This is a genomic window from Motilimonas pumila (genome assembly GCF_003596335.1).
GTDB lineage: Bacteria > Pseudomonadota > Gammaproteobacteria > Enterobacterales > CBDFNC01 > Motilimonas > Motilimonas pumila.
This window is the reverse complement of sequence record NZ_QZCH01000005.1, coordinates 120,358-141,143: the sequence shown is the minus strand read 5'-3', so window position 1 is coordinate 141,143 and position 20,786 is coordinate 120,358. Positions and strand designations below refer to the sequence as shown.

Sequence of the window (20,786 nt, the reverse complement as noted above, 5' to 3'; positions counted from 1 at the left end):
AAGTTATGCTCAGCTTATTCTTTATCAATAGGCCCAAGTTTGCGTTTGTTATTTCAATCGTTTTAACCATCGCCGGCCTATTGTCGATACCTGTGTTACCCGTGTCAGAGTACCCCGAGGTCGCTCCGCCACAAATTAATGTCAGTACCAGTTATGGCGGCGCCAGCGCCGAAATAGTCAAAGCGGTGATCGCTCAGCCTATTGAGGCTGAAGTCAATGGCGTAGAAGACATGATTTACATGGAGTCAAAAAGCTCCAACGATGGCTCCTACTCGTTAAACGTCACCTTTGAAGTTGGCACCGATGCCGACATGGCGCAGGTTAAAGTTCAAAACCGCGTGACTCAAGCCATGGCAAAACTGCCTTCTGAAGTGCAACGCCAAGGCGTCAAGGTCGAAAAACAATCACCTAACATGTTGATGGTGGTAAACCTGGTTTCCCCCAACGACAGCTATGACTCATTGTTTATTACCAACTACGCAGGCATAAACCTAAAAGACTCCCTCGCCCGCCAACCCGGTGTGTCTAAGGTGCAAATTATAGGCGGCATGGATTACGCAATGCGGATCTGGCTTGATCCTGACCGTATGGCCAGCCTAAAAGTCACCACACAAGACGTGATTGGTTCACTGCAAGAGCAAAACATTCAAGTCGCGGCGGGTCGTATTGGCTCTGCGCCTTTTTCTAAAGACCAACAATTTCAATATACCCTGCAAACAAAAGGCCGCTTAAGCAGCGTTGAAGAGTTTAAACAAGTCATCATTCGCTCTCGCAATGACGGCTCGAAAGTCACGGTGGGAGATATTGCCAAGGTCGAGTTGGGCTCTCAAACTTATGACGCTGAAGGTAAGTTAAATAACAAACCTTCCGCCATTATCGCGATATACCAAAGCCCAGACGCCAACGCATTGGAAGTTGCCAAAGCGGTAAAAGCTGAAATGAACCGCTTGGCCAAAGCGTTTCCGCAAGATTTAGAGCACTTGGTGCTCTATGATACAACCGCCTTTATCGAAACTTCGATTGCCGAAGTGGTGGAAACCTTATTGGTTGCGATTGCTCTCGTAATATTAATTGTTTATATCTTCCTGCAAGATTTCCGCTCTACGTTAGTGCCAGCCATTGCTATTCCGGTGTCTTTAGTGGGCACTTTTGCTTTCTTGCTCGCTGTCGACATGAGCATCAACACGGTCTCTTTGTTTGCCTTGATCATGGCTATCGGCATCGTGGTAGATGACGCCATTGTGGTAGTAGAAAACGTCACGCGTTTGATGCAAGAAAAAGGCTTGTCGCCCAAAGAAGCAACCATAGAATCGATGAAAGAAGTCACCGGTCCTGTTATTGCAACGACTTTAGTACTGCTTGCCGTATTTGCGCCAACCGCAGTCATGCCGGGGATTACCGGTCAAATGTACGCACAGTTTTCTGTCACCATTTGTATCGCGGTATTAATTTCTTCTATTAACGCCCTGACATTAAGCCCCGCCCTTTCGGCCATGTTACTCAAGCCACCTAAAGAGCACACCAAAGGCTTTCATGGCATGTTTAATAAGGTCCTTGAGAGAGCCAACAAAGGCAACGTGTCATTTGTAAACTTTATGGTACGCAAAGCCGTTGTTGCAATTGCCCTTTATGGCGGCATTATCTTTTGTATTATTTGGCTGGGTGGCTCATTGCCAAGTGGCTTTGTACCACAAGAAGATAAAAAAGCCTTTATGGTGGATATCCAACTGCCTGACGGTTCATCGTTAAACCGTACTGAAGCCGTGATGGAAGAGTTAGTAAAACTAACGTTAGAAGAAGAAGGTGTCACTGACGTTATCCACGCCAGCGGCTTTAGCATCTTAACGGGCTCTGTCTCTTCTAACGGTGGCTTGTTGATTGTCACCTTGGATGAATGGGAAAAGCGTTTAGATCCTGCTTTGCATGAATCAGTCATAGTGCAAAAGCTGCAAGCGAAATACAACACGATTCCTCAAGCGAAAGTAATGGCGTTCTCGTTGCCACCTTTACCCGGCTTAGGTAACGTCAGCGGCTTCCAGTTTGTATTGCAAGATACCATGGGGCGTTCGTCTCAAGAGCTGGCGCAAGTGATGCGTGGTTTGATCATTAAAGCCAATGAGCAACCAGAAATTGCCGCAGCCTTTAGTAACTTTAGAGCCGACGTGCCGCAGCTATACGTTGACGTCAATCGCGACAAAGCCAAAAGCTTAGGCATTCCACTTTCTGATATCTTTAACACCTTACAAACGCAACTGGGCGCCATGTATGTCAACGACTTTAACCGCTTTGGTAAAGTGTTCAGGGTTATGGTTCAAGCGCAAACGAGTTACCGTGACAGCGAAGAAGACATCAAACGCTTTTTTGTACGCAGTAAAGACGGTGAGATGATCCCGCTGAGTACGCTCGTCACAGTGAGCCCTATCCTTGGCCCCGAAGTGGTAGAGCAATACAACCTATATGGCTCGACCAACATCAATGGTATCCCTGCTCCAGGCTATAGCTCAGGGCAAGCCATTGAAGCCATGAAGCGGGCTGCAGAGCAAACCTTGCCTACCGGTTACACCTACTCGTGGACAGGTCAAACTTATCAAGAACTAAAAGCCGGCAACTTGGCGCCTATTATCTTTAGCTTGGCATTGCTCTTCACTTATTTATTCTTGGTGGCGCAGTACGAAAGCTGGACCATTCCATTAGCAGTAATGATGGCGGTGCCTATCGCCATGTTAGGGGCTTTTGTTAATGTCTGGATAGTTGGCGCAGAAATAAACCTCTACACTCAAATTGGCCTCGTGCTCCTGATAGGCCTCGCCAGTAAGAGTGCCATTCTTATCGTCGAGTTTGCCAAGGTCGAACGTGAAAATGGCTTGTCCATTGCTGAAGCGGCTGCTAAAGCGGCACGCCTGCGTTTTCGCGCGGTATTGATGACAGGCTTTTCGTTTGTACTGGGCGTGGTGCCTTTGGTCATCGCAACCGGTGCAGGTGCAGCCAGCCGAACGTCGCTAGGTTACGCCGTATTTGGCGGTATGATTGCAGCGTGTATTGTGGGAACCCTGATGGTGCCAGTGTTCTATTCCATCATGCAAGGCTTACGTGAGAAGGTGAAAGGCAGAGTGAGTTAACTCCGTCATTCACGTGTTTGCCTTACCGACCATATGACCACAAAAAAGCCAGACATCTTGTCTGGCTTTTTATTACTTTTAATTTACCTGCGAGTTATTGGCCATGCTTTGTCAGCAGCGCCAGCATATCGTCTTCGGTTAATACGCTCACGCCAAGGCTTTCCGCTTTAGTTAACTTAGAGCCCGCAGCTGCGCCTGCGACCAAATAACTGGTCTTTTTAGATACACTGCCTGCCACTTTAGCGCCTAAGGCTTCTAACTTTTGTTTAGCTTCACTGCGCCCCATTTGCGATAAAGTGCCCGTTAGCACAAAGGTTTGGTTTAGCAAAGGCAAAGCATCTTCAGACGCTTGCTCAATCGCCGGCCAATCCACCCCTGCGGCAATCAATGCGTTAATCACTTCCAAGTTATGGTCTTGGCGTAAAAAGTAATACAAGTGCTTTGCCACCACTTCGCCGACATCATCTACTTGTTGTAAAGATTCTTGTCCCGCCGCGATGATCGCGTCCAAAGTTAAATAGTGTTTGGCGAGGTTGCTGGCGGTTGCTTCGCCCACTTCGCGAATACCCAAGCCATAAATAAACTTCGCTAAGGTGGTTTGTTTGGCATCGTCTAAGGCCTGCAATAGGTTCTCTGCAGACTTAGGGCCCATGCGCTCAAGGGTAGTTAACTGTGACCAAGTAAGTTCAAACAACTGGGCAGGGTTAGCAACCAGCTTTTCATCCACTAACTGTTCAACTAACTTATCTCCCAGACCATCCACATTGAGGGCTTTACGGGACACAAAATGCTTAATAGCTTGTTTTTGCTGCGCGCCGCAAAAAAGCCCCCCAGTGCAACGAGCCACAGCTTCACCCTCAATTCGCTCAACGGCAGAATCACACACAGGGCAAGCAGTAGGAAATAGAATTTCTTTCGCGGCTTCAGGCCGGCGCTCTAACACTACGGAGACAATCTGAGGGATCACATCACCTGCGCGGCGAACAATCACAGTGTCCCCCACTTTTACGCCAAGACGAGAAATTTCATCGGCATTATGCAAGGTTGCATTAGAGACCGTTACCCCACCGACAAATACGGGTTTGAGTCGTGCCACAGGCGTGATAGCGCCAGTGCGACCCACTTGAAACTCAACGTCTTCAACCAGTGTAAGCTCTTCTTGTGCTGGAAACTTATGTGCAGTGGCCCAACGTGGTGCCCGGGAAACAAAGCCCAAAGAGTCTTGTTTAGCGATATCATTTACCTTGTAAACCACGCCATCAATTTCATAAGGCAATTGGTTTCGGCGCTCGCTAATATCTTGGTAAAAAGACATACAACCTTGTTGGCCTTGTGCCAGACGCGTTTCAGGTGATACAGGTAGGCCAAACTCTTTGAGATTTTGCAATCTTTGATAGTGAGTCTCCGCTAACTCGCCGTCGGTTAAGCCAAGTGCATAAGCATAAAATGCCAGAGGCCGCTGCGCCGCTATTTTTGGATCAAGCTGTCGTAAACTTCCCGCAGCCGCATTTCGAGGATTAGCAAAGGCTTTATCCCCTTTCGCTAGCATGGCTTGGTTAAGCGCTTCAAAACCGGCTTTAGGCATAAAGATTTCACCGCGAACTTCCAAGTTTTTTGGCACATTGTTGCCGCGAAGTTGTAGCGGAATATTTTTAATTGTGCGAACGTTTGCCGTCACGTCTTCGCCAATGTTGCCATCACCACGAGTCGCCGCGCGCACTAGTTGGCCGTCTTGGTACAAGATGCTAATGGCTAAACCATCCAGTTTAGGTTCACAGCAAAAGCTGAGGGTTGAAGCGTCATTCAAACGATCGTGTAACCTTTGCTCAAAAGCCTCTAGCTCTGTCTCTGAAAAGACATTATCCAAGCTCAGCATTGGCACTTCGTGTGCCACTTGCTTAAATGCGCCTAACGCCTTCCCTCCCACTTTTTTGGTCGGGGAGCTAGGACTATCAAATTCAGGGTGCTCTGCCTCTAACTGCTGTAATTGCTTGAGTAAGCGATCCCACTCCACATCAGGAATGGAAGGCTGATCTAACACGTAATATTGATAATTGTGCTCTTCGATTTCGCTGCGAAGCTGATGAATCTGTTGTTCTATTGTCATGAAAAAACCATTTAGATCAAAAAAGCCCCTTCAATCGAAGAGGCTTGATTTTTAAGTCGAAAAAATTAATTAAATGCGGCTTGTTTACGCTCAAACGTTTGAATACGGTCTTTATAATGAGCCACGGTATGGCGCGTAAGTGGTTGGCGGTGTACGTCTAATACTTGACCATTTAGCTCAGCGGCAAGCATTTCGGCTGCGTGCAGCATCAGTTGAAAATTGGCACTGGGTTGCCCGGCGCAAGGTACCGCCATAAATAACGAGATGCCGTGGGTTTCAAACTGTTCCATGTTATCAATGTCAAAGGTGCCGGGCTTCACCATATTGGCAAGGCTAAATAGTACCGCGCCAGCACCGGAATCACTCTCATGGCGGTGGAAAATATTCATTTCACCGAATTTAAGACCTAACGTCAACATCGCAGGCAATAGCACAGCACCATCAAACACTTGGCCTTCTGGTGCCATCACGTTAAGTACAAATACATCTTGTGGCTCGTCACTGGCAGGCTCGTTCGCCGGTTTTTCTGGCGCCGCCTCGACGGTTTCAGTTGGCATGTCAGGCTGCTTATCATTTAACGGCTCAGACGCAGTATGGGCTTCAGGCTCTACCGCTGGGCGAGCTTCTGCAGCGGGCTCTAAAACAGGGTCAACCGCAGGCTCAGACACGACAGGTGCTGGTTTTTCCTTGGGTTTGTCCACCGTTAATGGCTTTTCCGCTATGGTGTTGCCTGCGCGATCAAACACCGGCTCAGTAAAGGCTGGGCGACGTACTGGAGGCTCTATAACTGGTTCAGGCTCAACGGGTATAGGCTCTGGGACTATTTCGTTTGGTGCAGCCGTAACCGGTGAAGACTCAACGGCAGTCTCAACGGGTGCTTGAGGCGTGGGCGTAGCAGTAGGCGCTGCTGGCTCTGACGCAACCTTGGCTTCGCCTTCGTCTACAGCAGAAAACGACGGTATATCCGTTTCCGTTTTAGCAAACAGTGGATCATTATCGTCTGATTGATTTGAGATTACGCGTACTTCACCGATCCCATCGGCGTCAAAACCTGAGTCTTCGTCGTCTTTATCTACTCGAGGCACGGGCTTATCTTTTAACGCTTTCGGTTTATTTTTATAGTTAGTCCATAACCCGTGGATCAATAACGCGGTGATCGCGATAGCACCCACAACAATCAGAACAAGACGAAAATCCTGCATTCATTATTCTCTTTTATAGTGATTTGGCGTTAGCTCACCAAATGTAGTAAACATTGTTATACATCGCAGCAGTTAATGCGTGTTCAGTTTGGAAAAAGTCGCTTAGCGCTCCAGACTAATAAAAACGCACTAACTGTACCTAAAAACTCAGCACTTTGACAAGTCAGCCCGACTTATAAAGACGGGATACATGGCACAAAGCCCAGTCAACCGATAACTATTTATACAATTTAGTTAATTTTCTTCACACTTGTTAATAATATAATGAATTTTCTACCTTATTTTAGTGACTCATAAACCAAAGATAACGCTTAAATTAGCGATTTTAAGTAACTTAGAATGAAATCTTCTTCATTCATCCATTTTGACGGTTTACCTTTGCTAGCCGGAGTTTGTAAACTGTCTTCGATCTCGGCGTATTCGCCGTTTAACCTCAAAGGACTGTTATGAACCAATCCTCTTCCGTTATCAGTGGCCCGAGCAGCGGCATACGCTTTTTCATGCAAGGCCTAAGTCTAATCTGTCAACCGGGTTTACGAACCTTTGTTATCATTCCTTTAATGATTAATCTGGTTTTATTCTCGGTGGCTTTTTACGCTTTGTACTTACAAATTGGCGATTTAGTCAACTGGCTAATGAGCTTTGTGCCTGAATTTTTAACTTGGTTAAGTTATGTGCTCTGGCCCATTTTGCTGTTTAGTATTCTGTTTATATTCTCTTTTATCTTTTCGACTGTCGCCAACCTGATTGCGGCGCCGTTTAATGGTTTGCTCGCTGAGAAAGTTGAACTACACCTCACCGGACAAGCAGTGAATGATGATGGTTTAGCCCAAGTAGTCAAAGACATCCCTCGCGCCCTGAAACGCGAATTAGACAAAATGTGGTATTACATCCCCAAAGCAATTGGTTGTTTAATTTTGTTCTTAATTCCAGTCATCAATGTTGCAGCGCCGGCATTATGGTTTTTATTATCTTGTTGGATGATGGCGATACAATACGTCGATTACGGCTTTGATAACCATAAAATTAGCTTCCCATCCATGCGAGACACCTTAAAAACACGTCGCAGTAGCAATTTAAGCTTTGGCATGGTGGTCACCATTATCAGCGCAATCCCTTTACTTAACCTCATCGTCATGCCTGTTGCGGTATGTGGTGGTACTGCAATGTGGGTGGCTCATTACCGCAGTGAACAAACTGGACGCGCCTAAGTGTAACAATTGCGAGCAGAAACTTGATACTGCTCGCAATATTGATGCGTTTTGTTAACACTGATAAAACGAAACCTTCTATCTTGTGAGACACCGGTTTAGCGCTAAAAGCTTAAGCTGCTAAAACTTAATGGAATAAGTACATATCTGTTAATAACATATCGTTATAACAATTTGTCACTTCAGTTTTAACAAATTCCAGTTATGCTGGATTGAAGTTCATCACTTAACTTTTTAAGGGAAAATAATGAGTAAGATTTACGAAGATAATTCACTAACTATGGGGAAAACCCCTATCGTTCGCCTAAACCGCGTAGCTAAAGGCAATGTGTTTGCAAAGGTAGAAAGCCGCAACCCAAGCTTTAGCGTGAAATGTCGTATCGGTGCCAACATGATCTGGGATGCAGAAAAAAAAGGCACGCTTACTAAAGAAAAAGAGCTGATCGAACCAACCAGTGGTAACACAGGTATCGCATTAGCATTTGTAGCTGCTTCTCGTGGTTACAAAATCACCCTTACTATGCCAAACACTATGAGCCTAGAGCGTCGTAAGCTACTTAAAGCTTTAGGTGCCAACCTTGTACTAACAGACGGTGCTAAAGGCATGAAAGGCGCCATTGCTAAAGCAGAAGAGATCGTTGCTTCTGACCCAAGCAAGTACCTATTACTGCAACAATTTGAAAACCCAGCCAACCCTGAAATCCACGAGCAAACAACAGGACCAGAAATCTGGGAAGACACGGACGGTGAAATTGACGTATTCGTAGCAGGCGTAGGTACAGGTGGTACGCTAACGGGTGTTAGCCGTTACATTAAACTGAAACAAGGCAAGCAAATCACCACCGTAGCGGTTGAACCTGTTGACTCGCCAGTTATTACACAAACGCTTGCTAAAGAAGAAGTCAAACCAGGCCCCCATAAAATCCAAGGTATCGGTGCGGGCTTTGTACCGGGCAACCTCGATTTAGAAATGGTTGACCGCACAGCCCTTGTTAGCAATGAAGACGCTATCGCGATGGCTCAACGTCTGATGGAAGAAGAAGGTATCCTAGCCGGTATTTCTTCTGGTGCAGCCGTTGTTGCGGCCAATCAAATCGCAGAGCTGCCAGAGTTTGCGGATAAGAACATTGTTGTAATTTTGCCAAGTTCTGGCGAGCGTTACCTTTCTTCTGCATTATTTGCTGGAATTTTCACCGAGCAAGAATTAGAAGCATAAATAGATTTCACTCTGATAATAAAGGCGCCTTAGGGCGCCTTTTTCTTTATATATCAATAGTAAGTAAGAAAAAATTCGGCAAGTTGTAGGGGATAGTCCATACTAGTAAGGTATATTTTTTTGTGACATAAATACAAAAAACATTGATCTTCAACTGCGAATTTAGGATGATTTTTCACTGCGAAAATTAAGTCATCCACATTGTTAACGATAAGCTCGGCTGAATAAAGCCAATTAAGAAGTAAAAAATTAACATTGTGTGACATAAAACTTGATGTGGATTAAACTAACCGCAAGAGTTTTTCGTTACTTTACTACAAATTACTAAACTTTAGTGAAACAGAAGATAGGTGCAACTTCTTCCGTATTCACTGGAATAATTAAACTAAGAAATGGGGATAATCCATGTACCAAAAGACTGTATTAATCACTGCTGAAAACGGCCTACACACTCGTCCTGCAGCACAATTCGTAAAAGAAGCAAAATCATTCGAATCAGACATCTCTGTAGAAGTTGGTGGCAAGTCTGCCAGTGCTAAAAGCTTATTCAAACTTCAAACTCTAGGCCTTACTAAAGGCACCAGCGTAAACATCAAAGCTGAAGGCGCTGATGAACAAAAAGCGGTAGACACATTAGCAGCGCTAATGGACGAGCTTAAATAAGCTCACTGTTAACCCGACTTTTTTTATGCTGTTAAAGGATAGGCTATGATATCAGGCATTCAAGCATCCCCTGGCATCGCGCTTGGCAAAGCGCTACTGCTACAAGAAGATGAAATTGTCATCAACGACGCACGTGTTGATGACAGCGAAAAAGAAATAAAATGCTTCCTTGAAGCACGAGATAAAGCTTCTGCTCAGTTAGAACTGATCAAGCAGAAGGCACTAGAAACATTTGGTGAAGAAAAGGAAGCCATTTTCGAAGGGCATATCATGCTCCTAGAAGATGAAGAGCTTGAGCAAGATATCGTAACCTATATCAAAGAGAACAAAAGCTCTGCTGATGCTGCGGTACATTTTGTGGTTGAACAAAATGCCACCATGCTATCAGAACTTGAAGACCCATATTTACGTGAGCGTGCAACCGACTTCCGTGATATCGGTAACCGCCTTCTGAAAAACGTACTGGGCATTGAAATCGTGTCGTTAAGCACGATTCAAGACGAAGTCATTCTTATCGCTAACGATTTAACGCCATCTGAAACGGCGCAAATTAACCTTGATAAGGTGCTGGGTTTTATCACTGATATCGGTGGTCGTACGGCGCATACCTCAATCATGGCTCGCTCGCTTGAGCTACCCGCGATTGTTGGCACCAACGACATTACCCAAAAAGTGAAAAACGGTGACACAGTGGTACTTGATGCCCTGAATAACCAAATTATTATTAATCCGTCGGAAACCGACCTGGCTCGCTTTAAGCAAGTCCAAGAGAAGTACCTAGCGGAAAAGGCTGAACTGGCCAAACTTAAAGACTTACCAGCGGTCACCCTTGACGGCCACCACGTTGAAGTGTGTGCTAACATTGGCACAGTAAAAGACTGTGACGGCGCCGAGCGTAATGGCGCAGAAGGCGTTGGTCTATACCGCACAGAATTCTTGTTTATGGATCGCGACCAATTGCCGACCGAAGATGAGCAGTTCATCGCTTATAAAGCGGTTGTGCAAGCGATGCCAAATCAACCTATCATTATTCGTACCATGGATATTGGTGGTGATAAAGATTTACCGTACCTAGATTTACCAACTGAAATGAACCCGTTTTTGGGTTGGCGTGCCATTCGTATCTGTTTTGACCGCCCGGAAATCATGAACCCACAACTGCGTGCGCTGCTTCGCGCTTCAGCATTCGGTAAAGTGCGTATCATGTTCCCAATGATCATTTCGGTTGAAGAAATTCGTCGCCTTAAAGACATCTTAAACGCACTGAAAGCGGGCCTAAGAGAAGACGGTATCGACTTCGATGAAAACGTTGAGATTGGTGTCATGATTGAAACGCCAGCTGCAGCAGCTATCGCTCATCACCTGATTAAAGAAGTAGACTTCTTTAGTATCGGTACTAACGACCTAACTCAGTACACTTTGGCCGTTGACCGTGGTAACGAACTTATTTCAGAGCTTTACAACCCACTGACGCCGTCTGTATTAACGCTGATTAAACGTGTTATTGACGCTTCACATGAAGCAGGTAAATGGACCGGTATGTGTGGTGAGTTAGCCGGTGACGATCGCGCAACATTATTGTTGTTGGGTATGGGTTTAGATGAGTTCTCTATGAGCTCTATCTCAATCCCAACAGTGAAAAAATTGATCCGTAATACTAATTTTGCTACGGCAAAAGAGCTTGCAGATAAAGCACTTGCAGCAGCAACTGCCGCTGAAATCGAAGCATTAGTAGACGAATACATTAAGCAACAAGCGGTTTGCTAAGCCAAGCTTGAATAACAATTTTAGGAGCAACAACTATGGGTTTTTTTGACAAACTGAAAAAAATGGTCTCTGACGGCGCACCAGAAGAAGGTGGTATCGAGTTATGTGCACCACTTTCAGGTGAAATTGTGCCTATTGAAGATGTGCCAGATGTAGTATTCGCGGAAAAAATCGTTGGTGACGGCATCGCTATCAAGCCAAACGGCGACAAAATGGTAGCACCTTGTGACGGCACGATTGGTAAAATCTTCGAAACTAACCACGCTTTCTCAATTGAGTCTGATTCAGGTCTAGAACTGTTTGTTCACTTTGGTATCGACACGGTTGAGCTAAAAGGTGAAGGCTTCACTCGAGTGGCTCAAGAAGGCCAAGCAGTGAAAAAAGGCGATACCATCATCGAATTTGATTTGGCTTTACTAGAAGAAAAAGCAAAATCAACTTTGACGCCTGTTGTTATCTCTAACATGGATGAAATTAAAGAGTTACACAAACTATCTGGCGCGGTAACTTTGGCTGAGTCACCTATCCTACGCGTGACAAAGTAAGCCTCTGATAATGCCAACAAGCCCAGCTTTAGCTGGGCTTTTTTGTGTCCGCCATTTCATTTACCCTCGTGCTCTAATTAGCCTGCATCAGCCCCTGTTCCGACAAAGCAGCTGAAACCAAAGCTGTAATATGCTTTAATTCTGTCAGAAAAGTAAAATAAGGACCCCTAATGGCTGACATCATTCTATACGGTTTAGCACCCAGCGTATGTGACACGGTAAAAAAAGCCAAAAAGTGGCTAGAAGCTCAAGAGCATTCGTTTACCTTGCATGACTACCGTAAAGACGGTATTGACGCGCAAATGATAGACACGTTTTTGCAATACCTACCTTGGCAACAAGTCGTCAATAAACGCGGCACTACTTATCGTCAGTTAAGCGATGAACAAAAAGCGCAATTAGATGAGCATACGGCGCGCACGCTATTGTTGGAATACCCTGCTATGATCAAGCGCCCTATTCTTGTAGTCGATGGTCAATACCACCTTGGCTTTAAGCTCGATCAATACCAAACCATTTTTGCCACCGCGGCAGAGTAACGTAAAAGGAATTCCCCATGTCAGATAGTGCTGTATTAAGCCTGGCAAAAGATTTAATCAGTCGTGAATCTGTGACCCCGGAAGATGCGGGTTGCCAACAAATGATGATAGAAAAGCTTGAAGCGTTAGGCTTTGAGTGTGAAACCATGGTGTTTGAAGACACCACGAACCTATGGGCGCGACGTGGCACAGCAAAACCGGTGTTTTGTTTTGCTGGCCATACTGACGTAGTGCCAACCGGTCCACTTGAAGAGTGGCATACGCCCCCTTTTGAGCCGACTGTGATTGACGGTTACCTTCACGGCCGCGGCGCGGCTGATATGAAAGGTTCAATTGCGGCATTCATGGTGGCCGTGGAGCAATTTGTGCTGCAACACCAAGACCATAACGGCTCAATCGCGCTTCTCATCACCAGTGATGAAGAGGGCCCGTTTATCAATGGTACAACGCGTGTTATTGATACCCTAGAAGCCCGCAATGAAAAAATTGATTACTGTATTGTAGGTGAGCCATCAAGTACCCGTGAAGTGGGTGACATAGTGAAAAATGGCCGCCGTGGGTCGTTAACTGGCGATCTCACCATCAATGGCGTACAAGGCCATGTTGCTTACCCGCACTTGGTCGATAACCCTATCCACAAAGCTGCGCCAGCCCTAGCTGAGCTATCTCAAAAAATATGGGATAAAGGTAACGAGTTTTTCCCACCTACCAGCTTCCAAATCTCAAATATTCATGCCGGTACCGGTGCATCTAATATCGTTCCAGGAGCGCTGCAAGCGCAATTTAACTTCCGTTACTCCACCGAGTGTACGGCAGATGAACTGGTTGCCCGCACCCATAATATATTGGATGCGCAAGGCTTAGATTATAAATTGGATTGGACCTATAACGGAGTGCCATTTATTACCGGTGAAGGTAGCTTAATCGAAGCGGTAAAAGAAGCGGTGAGAGAAATCGCTAAGTTTGAAACTGAGCTGTCTACGTCAGGCGGCACTTCAGATGGCCGTTTTATCGCCCCTACTGGCGCACAGTTAGTTGAACTCGGTCCTATTAATGCCACCATTCACAAAGTGAATGAGTGCGTAAAAGTAGCCGACTTAGAAAAGCTGGTAGACATGTACCGCATCACCATGGAAAAGCTGCTAACAAATGGCTAAGCCATCGCCACAAGTATTAACGGGCCAAGTGACAACACACTTGGTTCGTCATAATGCTTGGCATTGGGGTCAGGCCGACATGCTTGTTGCATTTAAGCAAATGCAACAAGCGGCCAGAAAAGAAGGGCTAAACCTGACTATTTGCAGCAGCTTTCGCAGCTTTGAACGCCAACAGCAAATTTGGAATAACAAGTGTTCAGGAAGTACGCCTGTGCTCAACGACGCCAACCGTGCATTAGACACCAGCGCCCTTACGCCACGCCAATTAACGGCTGCAATACTGCGTTGGTCTGCTCTGCCCGGCGCTTCTAGGCATCATTGGGGAACGGATATAGACGTTTACGACCCACAACTCTTAACGCCAGGTTACCGCCTTCAGCTTGTACCAGCTGAATATCAAACTGGTGGACCACTTTACCCTTTAGCCTGCTGGCTTAATCAACACATGGCAAAGTTTGGCTTTTACCGGCCTTACGACCAATATCGCGGCGGCGTCGCCCAAGAGCCCTGGCACCTCAGCTATCTGCCGCTAGCGGGTAAATATCAGCAAGCATTTAACATCGACGTATTAGACCAGTGTTTAAATAAGTCGAAAATTGCCCACAAAGCGTTTATCCGCCATGCGCTGCCTAACCTATGGCAGCAATATATCAGCAATATCGCACCGCTGCCGAGGTAATACAGCGATGGAAATACCTTGGGTCATTGTTATCATCATCGTTGTTATTGCTTTTATTGGCAGCAATCTGATGCTGCTAAAGCACAGTGCCCACTTACCAATAAAAAAACCCAAACCGAAGCAAATAAAGCCTATGGACGAGCAAGAGAACACAGAAAAACACGAACACAAGGATCTGCAGTGAGATGTTAGAAAAAAGAATAGAAAGCCTTATATTTCAAGCGCGCTGGTTATTAGCGCCATTTTTTATTGGTCTTATCGCCGCCATTTTGGTGTTAATGGTCAAATTCTTTAAATCCCTTTACAACATGATCATTCACTCACTGTCTGCCAGCAGTGAACAAACCATAGTCAACATTTTAACCTTAGTGGATACAGCGCTGTTGGCTGGCCTACTACTGATCATTATCTTCAGTGGTTACGAGAACTTTGTTTCAAAATTAAATATCGGCGACCACGAAGATCGACCTGCTTGGATGGGCAAGGTAGGCTTTTCTGATTTAAAACAAAAATTGATTGGCGCCATTGTCGCTATCTCTGCCGTTGAGCTACTCAAAACCTTTATCAACTCCCAAGCCTTCACAGGCGAAGAGTTAATGTGGAAAGTCATTTTACACTTAAGCTTTGTTGCATCCGGTGTGTTATTTGCCCTGACCGATTACATCAGTGAGCGTGGTAAAAATTTAAAGGCGCAATAAGATTCGTTTTTCTAGCAAACTTACAATCAATCCTACGCTAGCCGAGGGTGGCCTATCTGTTTGCCCTCAGCGAACGACTTCTACTGAGCTTGTATCAGCTCGGCCTCTTTTTTCTGCATCATCTCAATAAGCTCACCTTGGTGGGTTTGTACTCTCTGAGCGCCAATCATGGCACCTTTTTGCATCAGCTCAGGCATGACACGAATCGCTTTTTTACCGGCTTCGGTGCTATAGAATTGATTGATTTGTTTTAACTCTTGCTCTGTAAACATCTCTATATAAAGAGCAATCAAATCCGGCTTCAAACTGTCAAAACTCATGTGCTTTTCAAAAAATGCAAGCATGGTTTCTTTGTAAGGAGCCAAGGCTGGGTTTTGTTGCATTTGCAGATCTAGCATCGTCGCGATGGACTGCTCCATAGCTTGCTCCATGCCGACGGTATTTAGCAGTTTTTCGGCTTCGCTTTCTACACTTGCCAACGCTTTTCCGCTAAAGCATAGACAAAAAAACAACCAATATAGCGCTTTCATATGATTTCCTTTTCGCGATAAAAAAAGCTTAACGAGTACTCGCTAAGCTTTATTATTTACACGAGAGAACCGTCACGATTAATCAGCAATGAGATCGTACTCGTTACGTAATATTTCGATAATTTCAGCCTTAGGATTGGCCGATAAAGTGATGTTTTGACCGGTAATTTTCTCGGCTATACCGGTGTAAATATCCGATACTTTCATCAAAACTTCAGTGGGTAAGGCATTGTCTTTCGCCAATGCCTCACGTTCTGGCATCCGGTCTTTGTTAAGAAGAATATCAGGATCAGGAAAGTGATTGAGCAGTAGTTGACGAAATTGCTCTTTGGAGTTTTCAACCACATTACCTTGTCGGTATTGCGCTCCATCCCAAATACGCGATGAATCTGGCGTACCGACTTCATCCATGTAAATCAGCTTTTCTTGGCCTTGCTTGTCAGTGACGTAACCAAATTCAAATTTGGTATCAACAAAAATTTGCTCAATATCTGCCAATGCAGAGCTGATGACATCAAATCCTTGCTTCAATAGCTTTTCATACAAGCTAATATCTTCGGCTTTGGAGAAGCCAAACGCGGCAAAGTTATCTTCAATATTCTTGCGCGTCACATTAACATCATCTGCTTCTGGCACACCAGGGATCCCGGTTAAAATGCCCTTCGTTGATGGCGTATTTAGTAACTGGTCAAGCTTCTTATCGCGGCCTAACCCTTCTGGTAACTCAATACCACAAAAATCACGCTCGCCTTTTTCATACGCTCGCCACATAGAGCCAGTGATGTACTGACGACAAATGGCTTCGATCATTACTGGGCGTGCTTTTTGTACAATCCATACAAACGGGTGCGGAATATCCAGAATATGGCTATCAGCCAAACCCTGTTGCTTAAACAAGCCAAACCAATGGTTAGAGATAGCATTTAAGGCGGCACCTTTACCTGGCACACCATTCATGCCTTCTTCACCGTGCCAAATGCAATCAAATGCTGAGATTCGGTCACTGATAACCATAATGGCAAGTGGCGTGTCCGGCGCAACATCGTAATTTTTCTCCGTGATTAAACGGCGACTGTCTGCTTCAGAAAGCCAGTAAACAGAACGTACTTTACCACTGTGAACCGGTTTATCTGTACGAATGGGAAGGTCGTTATTGACCGCTAAAACTTGATCAGCAAGACTCATGGCTCTGCTTTATCCTCTTCATGAAAAAAGGGCGCTAAGCGCCCTTAAGCAAGCTTCAGTCTAGCGACTGTGCTGCTGCATTAAATCTACGATACTAAGGTACAGTTCACTCATAGTACGTTTAGGCAATGGTTTCTTATTACTGTCTAGCACAGTAATAACCGTATCACCTTTGTTATTTTGGCCCACGCGGAAAGTGTAGGTGCCTTTTCTTAGGTCAAACTTACGTATACGCTGCTGACTCCAGAAATCAGAATTCGGTCGCTTGTAGCTCACTTCATAACTGCCCAATACTTTGTTACTTTCAATCAAGGTAAAGTTAAGTTTCTTCAGCGCCGTTGGCAGTTTATTCCACACTCTGTCGTAATCAACACCCGTAATCCAAGCTAACTGGTCATTGTCGTCAAAGCCAAGGTCCAGGGGCACTCGGTTATCTTGCGACTGAACCGCTAAGGTGGCTTTATTTTTACGATCAAGCCCATAAACCAATAAACGGTTTATCATGCTTTTTTCATAACGCACTTTATCTTTAGCAGACACAGTGCGAGTCGTCTCTCCGTCTACCGTTTCTTCTATGCTCAATAGCTCGATGCCAAGACTTGCTGCACGCGACGACTCAGAGCTGTTCAGTGAAAACTTATACTTTTCTTTAGAGCTGTAACGGGTTTTATTCCAAAATGCGCCGTAACTGTCTTCAAACTCAAACCAACCACTGCTGAGCTCGCCGCTGGGTTTGTTTTGACTTTCCACATTGACGCCGGAGTGAGTTAAAAACCCGGTTAATAATGCCCATACGTCATCTCTGACAACTTTACTGCGGTCGACAGAAGTAAAGGTCACAGTGACACGCTCAGCGCTTTCATCAACGCGTGTTCCTTCGAGTACTGGTAACACTTGCACTGGCGAGCGTACATCCACTTCTTGCCCGACGTAATCGGCTGGCGCATTGGCTCCAAGTGGCGGAATATCATAGCTGCTTGAGCGCGCTAACTCACCGATACCTTGTGTAGAAATGGGTTGCGCTAATTCTGCTTCTAGGTAATCAAACTCACCGTTAGCTAATTTACGGTCTTCGTGATTACTACAACCGGCAAGGATAGCAATAAACAGAGAACTAAAAAGAACACGATTTTTATTCAACACTAATACGCCTTAATCAATGAGGCCTGCTTGCTTTAATGCAGACTCAACTTCAGGTTGCAATGCCTCAGAAAGGCTAGTTAATGGAAGCCTTAAATCACCGTTTTGGATCAAACCTAGACGCTGACAAGCCCATTTAACCGGAATAGGGTTTGCTTCAACAAACAGTTTATTGTGTACAGGTAACAGTTTTTCATTGATGCTTCGCGCTTGCGCTTCTTCGCTGGCCGCTGCGTGTTGACACATTTGTGCCATTTCATTTGCGGCAACGTTGGTGGTCACAGAAATGACGCCGTGGCCGCCTTGTAATAAGAAGTCTAGGCCGGTTTCATCGTCACCGCTGTACAAAGCAAAGTCATCACTGACTAATGCTTGAATGTCTGCTAATCGCTGTAGGTCACCTGTGGCTTCTTTAATACCTATGATGTTATCTAACTTTGCCAAACGTGCGACCGTCTCTGGCAACATGTCTACTGCGGTACGCCCTGGTACATTATAGAGGATCTGTGGTAAATCACTGGACTCAGCAATAGTTTTGTAGTGTAAGTACAAGCCTTCTTGGGTCGGCTTGTTGTAATACGGCGTAACGCTTAAACCCGCAGCGACACCTGTATTTTGGAATAACTTACTTAGCGCTATCGCCTCAGCGGTAGAATTGGCGCCATTACCCGCAATCACTGGGATACGACCAGCAGCAAACTCTAACGTTTTCATGACCACTTTGACATGATCATCAACGTTGATGGTGGCTGACTCACCCGTGGTACCGACAGACACTATTGCTGATGTACCCGCTGCAACGTGATAGTCCACCAGTTTTTTCAGTGCTTGATAATCAATTTCACCTGCACTGTCCATTGGGGTTATTAAAGCAACTATACTACCGGCTAGCATTTCTACATCTCCTTATAATCAAGGGAATAATGGTACTTTTCCCATTGCCTAAAAACAAGCTTCTGTTACCGTTTCGAGATCGATTAGACAGCTTTACTCGTATGCCGGTTAGACTTTAACCGATTTAAGCAAGAAATAACAAAATTGCTCGACTTTAAAGCTAAAATTATTCTTTTAATAAGATTAAGATAAACTCTTCGCTGCTGACGCCAGTTTAATTGGCACCGTGAATAATAAGGAAAATAAACATGCAAACCCTAGTGGCCGGTGATAAAGCGCCTGTATTTAGCCTGCTAAACCAAAATAATGAAACCATTAACCTTGCCGACCTAAAAGGTAAAAAAGTATTGGCCTACTTTTACCCAAAAGCCATGACCCCAGGTTGCACCACTCAAGCATGCGGTTTACGCGACCATCAAGCCCAATGGCAACAGCATAATCTAGTGGTGTTTGGCGTCAGTCCTGATGCCACAAAACGATTACACAAATTTATCGAGCGCGATCAATTAAACTTTGACCTATTGTCAGATGAAGACCATCAAATCGCGGATGCTTTTGGTGTCTGGGGACGTAAGAAATTTATGGGTAAAGAATACGATGGTATTCACCGCATCAGCTTTCTCATTAATGAAGAAGGTGTCATTGAACACGTGTTTAATAAGTTTAAAACCAAAGAACATCATCAAGTTGTGATGGATTACCTCGACCAAGCGAGCGCATAGTGCAGAGCGCTGCAGTCGTCACTGCAGCGCGATATTTTTTTACTCTGAGGCCAGATCGGTTTGAGCTTTCTCCGAGGGCCAAGCATTCATCACGGCTTTCACTAGGGTAGCCAAAGGAATCGCAAAAAACACGCCCCAAAACCCCCAAATACCACCAAATACCAATACTGCCACAATAATAGCCACAGGGTGTAAGTTAACCGCCTCTGAAAACAACACTGGCACCAACACGTTACCGTCTAAGGCTTGAATAATGCCGTACGCCACCATGAGATACCAAAAATCAGAGGTAAAGCCCCATTGCAGCATAGCCACTAACGCTACAGGCACTGTTACCGCAGCTGCGCCAATGTAGGGAATTAAAACCGATAAACCGACTAACACGGCTAGCAAAGCCGAGTAACGCAGATCCATCACGGCAAAAACGACATAACTGACAGAGCCTACAATCAGGATTTCTACCGCTTTACCACGGATATAGTTCATGATCTGACCGTTCATTTCAATCCATACCTGCGCTGCTAGTTGACGATTTTCTGGCAACAAACGGGTTACACTTAAAGACAAACTCTGCTTGTCTTTAAGCATAAAAAACACCAGTAAAGGCACTAAAATACAATATACAAGCACCGCCGCAATGTTAATCAGCGACCCCAAAGAAAACGACACGATTGCTTCTGCGCTAGCCAGAACCTTGTTGCGAATGTTATCGGTAATACTGGCGACCATTTCAGAGTCAATCGCTTCAGGGTATTTGTCCGGTAACGTCAATAGATATGACTGACTCTGGTTCAACATAGACGGTAAATCGCGCACTAAATTTGAGCCCTGCTTAAATACCGTGGGTAGCAAACCAAGTAATGCCAACACTGCCAATGAAATAAACAAGGTGACGACAATTACGGTGGCTCCGGTACGATTAAGGCCTAATCGTTGCAGCCGATTTACGGGCCAATCGAGCAGGTAAGCAATCACAATCGCTGCAAGTAGCGGCGCCAATAGCGCGCCAAAAAAATAGATTAAGCCAAAGCCAAATAACAAGAGTACCGACAAGGTGACTGCGTCGGGATCGGAAAACCTATCTTTATACCACTTAGAAAAGAGGTCTATCATGATAACGCTTTATCCTTTAATGAGGTTTATGTACTAAATAATGATGCTCAGTGCTTGGCGCTGGGCGTTCAGAGAAAACCACTTGCTGCTTGCTTAAGTAACGTGGAATGTCATGATTCGAGCTGGCATCAGCCAACATAAGTAAGGCAACCGGATGTTGTGAAGGCCTCGCTAACCACTGCCTTATTGTGATCAAAGGCATGGGGCAAACCATATCGCGGCAATCTAAAATGTCCAAAATGTCGCGGCACCAAGTCGTAATAATGCTCACTATTATCCCTATAATTTGCGTGTAATTC

20 protein-coding genes are annotated in these 20,786 nt (G+C 45.2%); 12 read left to right on the top strand and 8 right to left on the bottom strand.

Annotated elements, in window-relative coordinates:
* Window positions 1-5: 5 nt before the first annotated feature.
* Window positions 6-3,119: an efflux RND transporter permease subunit gene (locus tag D1Z90_RS07025; protein ID WP_119910041.1), complete on the top strand. Its 3,114-nt coding sequence runs from the start codon at window positions 6-8 to the stop codon at window positions 3,117-3,119.
* A gap of 94 nt (window positions 3,120-3,213) precedes the next feature.
* Here D1Z90_RS07025 and ligA read toward each other — a convergent pair whose 3' ends face one another.
* Both ligA and zipA read right to left on the bottom strand, forming a co-directional pair.
* Complete coding sequence (gene ligA / locus D1Z90_RS07020; RefSeq protein WP_119910040.1) at window positions 3,214-5,226, bottom strand: NAD-dependent DNA ligase LigA; 2,013 nt, start codon at window positions 5,224-5,226, stop codon at window positions 3,214-3,216.
* A gap of 65 nt (window positions 5,227-5,291) precedes the next feature.
* Window positions 5,292-6,428, bottom strand: coding sequence for a cell division protein ZipA (gene zipA / locus D1Z90_RS07015; RefSeq protein WP_119910039.1), 1,137 nt, complete (start codon window positions 6,426-6,428; stop codon window positions 5,292-5,294).
* Window positions 6,429-6,874: 446 nt separating this feature from the next.
* Here zipA and cysZ point away from each other — a divergent pair, with 446 nt between their 5' ends.
* The 10 genes from cysZ (at window position 6,875) to D1Z90_RS06965 (ending at window position 14,903) form a co-directional block, all read left to right on the top strand.
* Window positions 6,875-7,639, top strand: coding sequence for a sulfate transporter CysZ (gene cysZ, locus D1Z90_RS07010; RefSeq protein WP_119910038.1), 765 nt, complete (start codon window positions 6,875-6,877; stop codon window positions 7,637-7,639).
* 247 nt (window positions 7,640-7,886) lie between these two features.
* The gene (gene cysK / locus D1Z90_RS07005; protein ID WP_119910037.1) at window positions 7,887-8,855 is read left to right on the top strand and encodes a cysteine synthase A; all 969 of its coding nucleotides are present in this window, start codon (window positions 7,887-7,889) and stop codon (window positions 8,853-8,855) included.
* Between the two features lie 405 nt (window positions 8,856-9,260).
* Window positions 9,261-9,518: an HPr family phosphocarrier protein gene (locus D1Z90_RS07000; RefSeq protein WP_119910036.1), complete on the top strand. Its 258-nt coding sequence runs from the start codon at window positions 9,261-9,263 to the stop codon at window positions 9,516-9,518.
* A 45-nt stretch (window positions 9,519-9,563) separates the two neighbouring features.
* On the top strand, window positions 9,564-11,285 hold the full coding sequence (gene ptsI / locus D1Z90_RS06995; RefSeq protein WP_119910035.1) for a phosphoenolpyruvate-protein phosphotransferase PtsI: 1,722 nt from the start codon (window positions 9,564-9,566) through the stop codon (window positions 11,283-11,285).
* 35 nt (window positions 11,286-11,320) lie between these two features.
* Window positions 11,321-11,830 (top strand): PTS glucose transporter subunit IIA, encoded by a 510-nt coding sequence (crr, locus tag D1Z90_RS06990; RefSeq protein ID WP_119910034.1) that lies wholly within the window; start codon window positions 11,321-11,323, stop codon window positions 11,828-11,830.
* Window positions 11,831-12,000: 170 nt separating this feature from the next.
* Entirely contained in the window at window positions 12,001-12,369 is a 369-nt protein-coding gene (locus D1Z90_RS06985; protein WP_119910033.1) for an ArsC family reductase, read from the top strand.
* Between the two features lie 17 nt (window positions 12,370-12,386).
* Window positions 12,387-13,526 carry a succinyl-diaminopimelate desuccinylase gene (dapE, locus tag D1Z90_RS06980; RefSeq protein ID WP_119910032.1) on the top strand — a complete coding sequence of 380 codons (1,140 nt, stop codon included), beginning with the start codon at window positions 12,387-12,389 and terminating at the stop codon, window positions 13,524-13,526.
* Entirely contained in the window at window positions 13,519-14,205 is a 687-nt protein-coding gene (locus tag D1Z90_RS06975) for a M15 family metallopeptidase (protein ID WP_119910031.1), read from the top strand. Before dapE ends, D1Z90_RS06975 begins: the two co-directional genes overlap by 8 nt.
* 7 nt (window positions 14,206-14,212) lie before the next feature.
* Window positions 14,213-14,389 (top strand): DUF2897 family protein, encoded by a 177-nt coding sequence (locus tag D1Z90_RS06970; RefSeq protein ID WP_119910030.1) that lies wholly within the window; start codon window positions 14,213-14,215, stop codon window positions 14,387-14,389.
* A 1-nt stretch (window position 14,390) separates the two neighbouring features.
* Window positions 14,391-14,903 carry a TIGR00645 family protein gene (locus D1Z90_RS06965; protein WP_119910029.1) on the top strand — a complete coding sequence of 171 codons (513 nt, stop codon included), beginning with the start codon at window positions 14,391-14,393 and terminating at the stop codon, window positions 14,901-14,903.
* A gap of 80 nt (window positions 14,904-14,983) precedes the next feature.
* Here D1Z90_RS06965 and D1Z90_RS06960 read toward each other — a convergent pair whose 3' ends face one another.
* The 4 genes from D1Z90_RS06960 to dapA all read right to left on the bottom strand — a co-directional run bounded on the left by D1Z90_RS06960 (window position 14,984) and on the right by dapA (window position 18,652).
* The gene (locus D1Z90_RS06960) at window positions 14,984-15,433 is read right to left on the bottom strand and encodes a DUF2059 domain-containing protein (protein ID WP_119910028.1); all 450 of its coding nucleotides are present in this window, start codon (window positions 15,431-15,433) and stop codon (window positions 14,984-14,986) included.
* A gap of 78 nt (window positions 15,434-15,511) precedes the next feature.
* Window positions 15,512-16,618, bottom strand: coding sequence for a phosphoribosylaminoimidazolesuccinocarboxamide synthase (locus D1Z90_RS06955; protein WP_119910027.1), 1,107 nt, complete (start codon window positions 16,616-16,618; stop codon window positions 15,512-15,514).
* Between the two features lie 60 nt (window positions 16,619-16,678).
* On the bottom strand, window positions 16,679-17,761 hold the full coding sequence (bamC, locus tag D1Z90_RS06950) for an NlpB/DapX family lipoprotein (RefSeq protein ID WP_119910026.1): 1,083 nt from the start codon (window positions 17,759-17,761) through the stop codon (window positions 16,679-16,681).
* 9 nt (window positions 17,762-17,770) lie between these two features.
* On the bottom strand, window positions 17,771-18,652 hold the full coding sequence (gene dapA, locus D1Z90_RS06945; protein WP_119910025.1) for a 4-hydroxy-tetrahydrodipicolinate synthase: 882 nt from the start codon (window positions 18,650-18,652) through the stop codon (window positions 17,771-17,773).
* A 248-nt stretch (window positions 18,653-18,900) separates the two neighbouring features.
* On the opposite strand from dapA, the gene bcp reads away from it, so the two are divergent.
* Entirely contained in the window at window positions 18,901-19,374 is a 474-nt protein-coding gene (gene bcp / locus D1Z90_RS06940) for a thioredoxin-dependent thiol peroxidase (protein ID WP_119910024.1), read from the top strand.
* A 39-nt stretch (window positions 19,375-19,413) separates the two neighbouring features.
* Here the strand turns inward: bcp and D1Z90_RS06935 are convergent, their stop codons facing one another.
* Window positions 19,414-20,487, bottom strand: coding sequence for an AI-2E family transporter (locus D1Z90_RS06935; protein WP_119910023.1), 1,074 nt, complete (start codon window positions 20,485-20,487; stop codon window positions 19,414-19,416).
* 16 nt (window positions 20,488-20,503) lie between these two features.
* A complete protein-coding gene (locus D1Z90_RS06930) occupies window positions 20,504-20,758 on the bottom strand; it encodes a sulfurtransferase TusA family protein (RefSeq protein WP_119910022.1) in 255 nt (84 codons plus the stop codon).
* Between the last annotated feature and the right edge of the window lie 28 nt (window positions 20,759-20,786).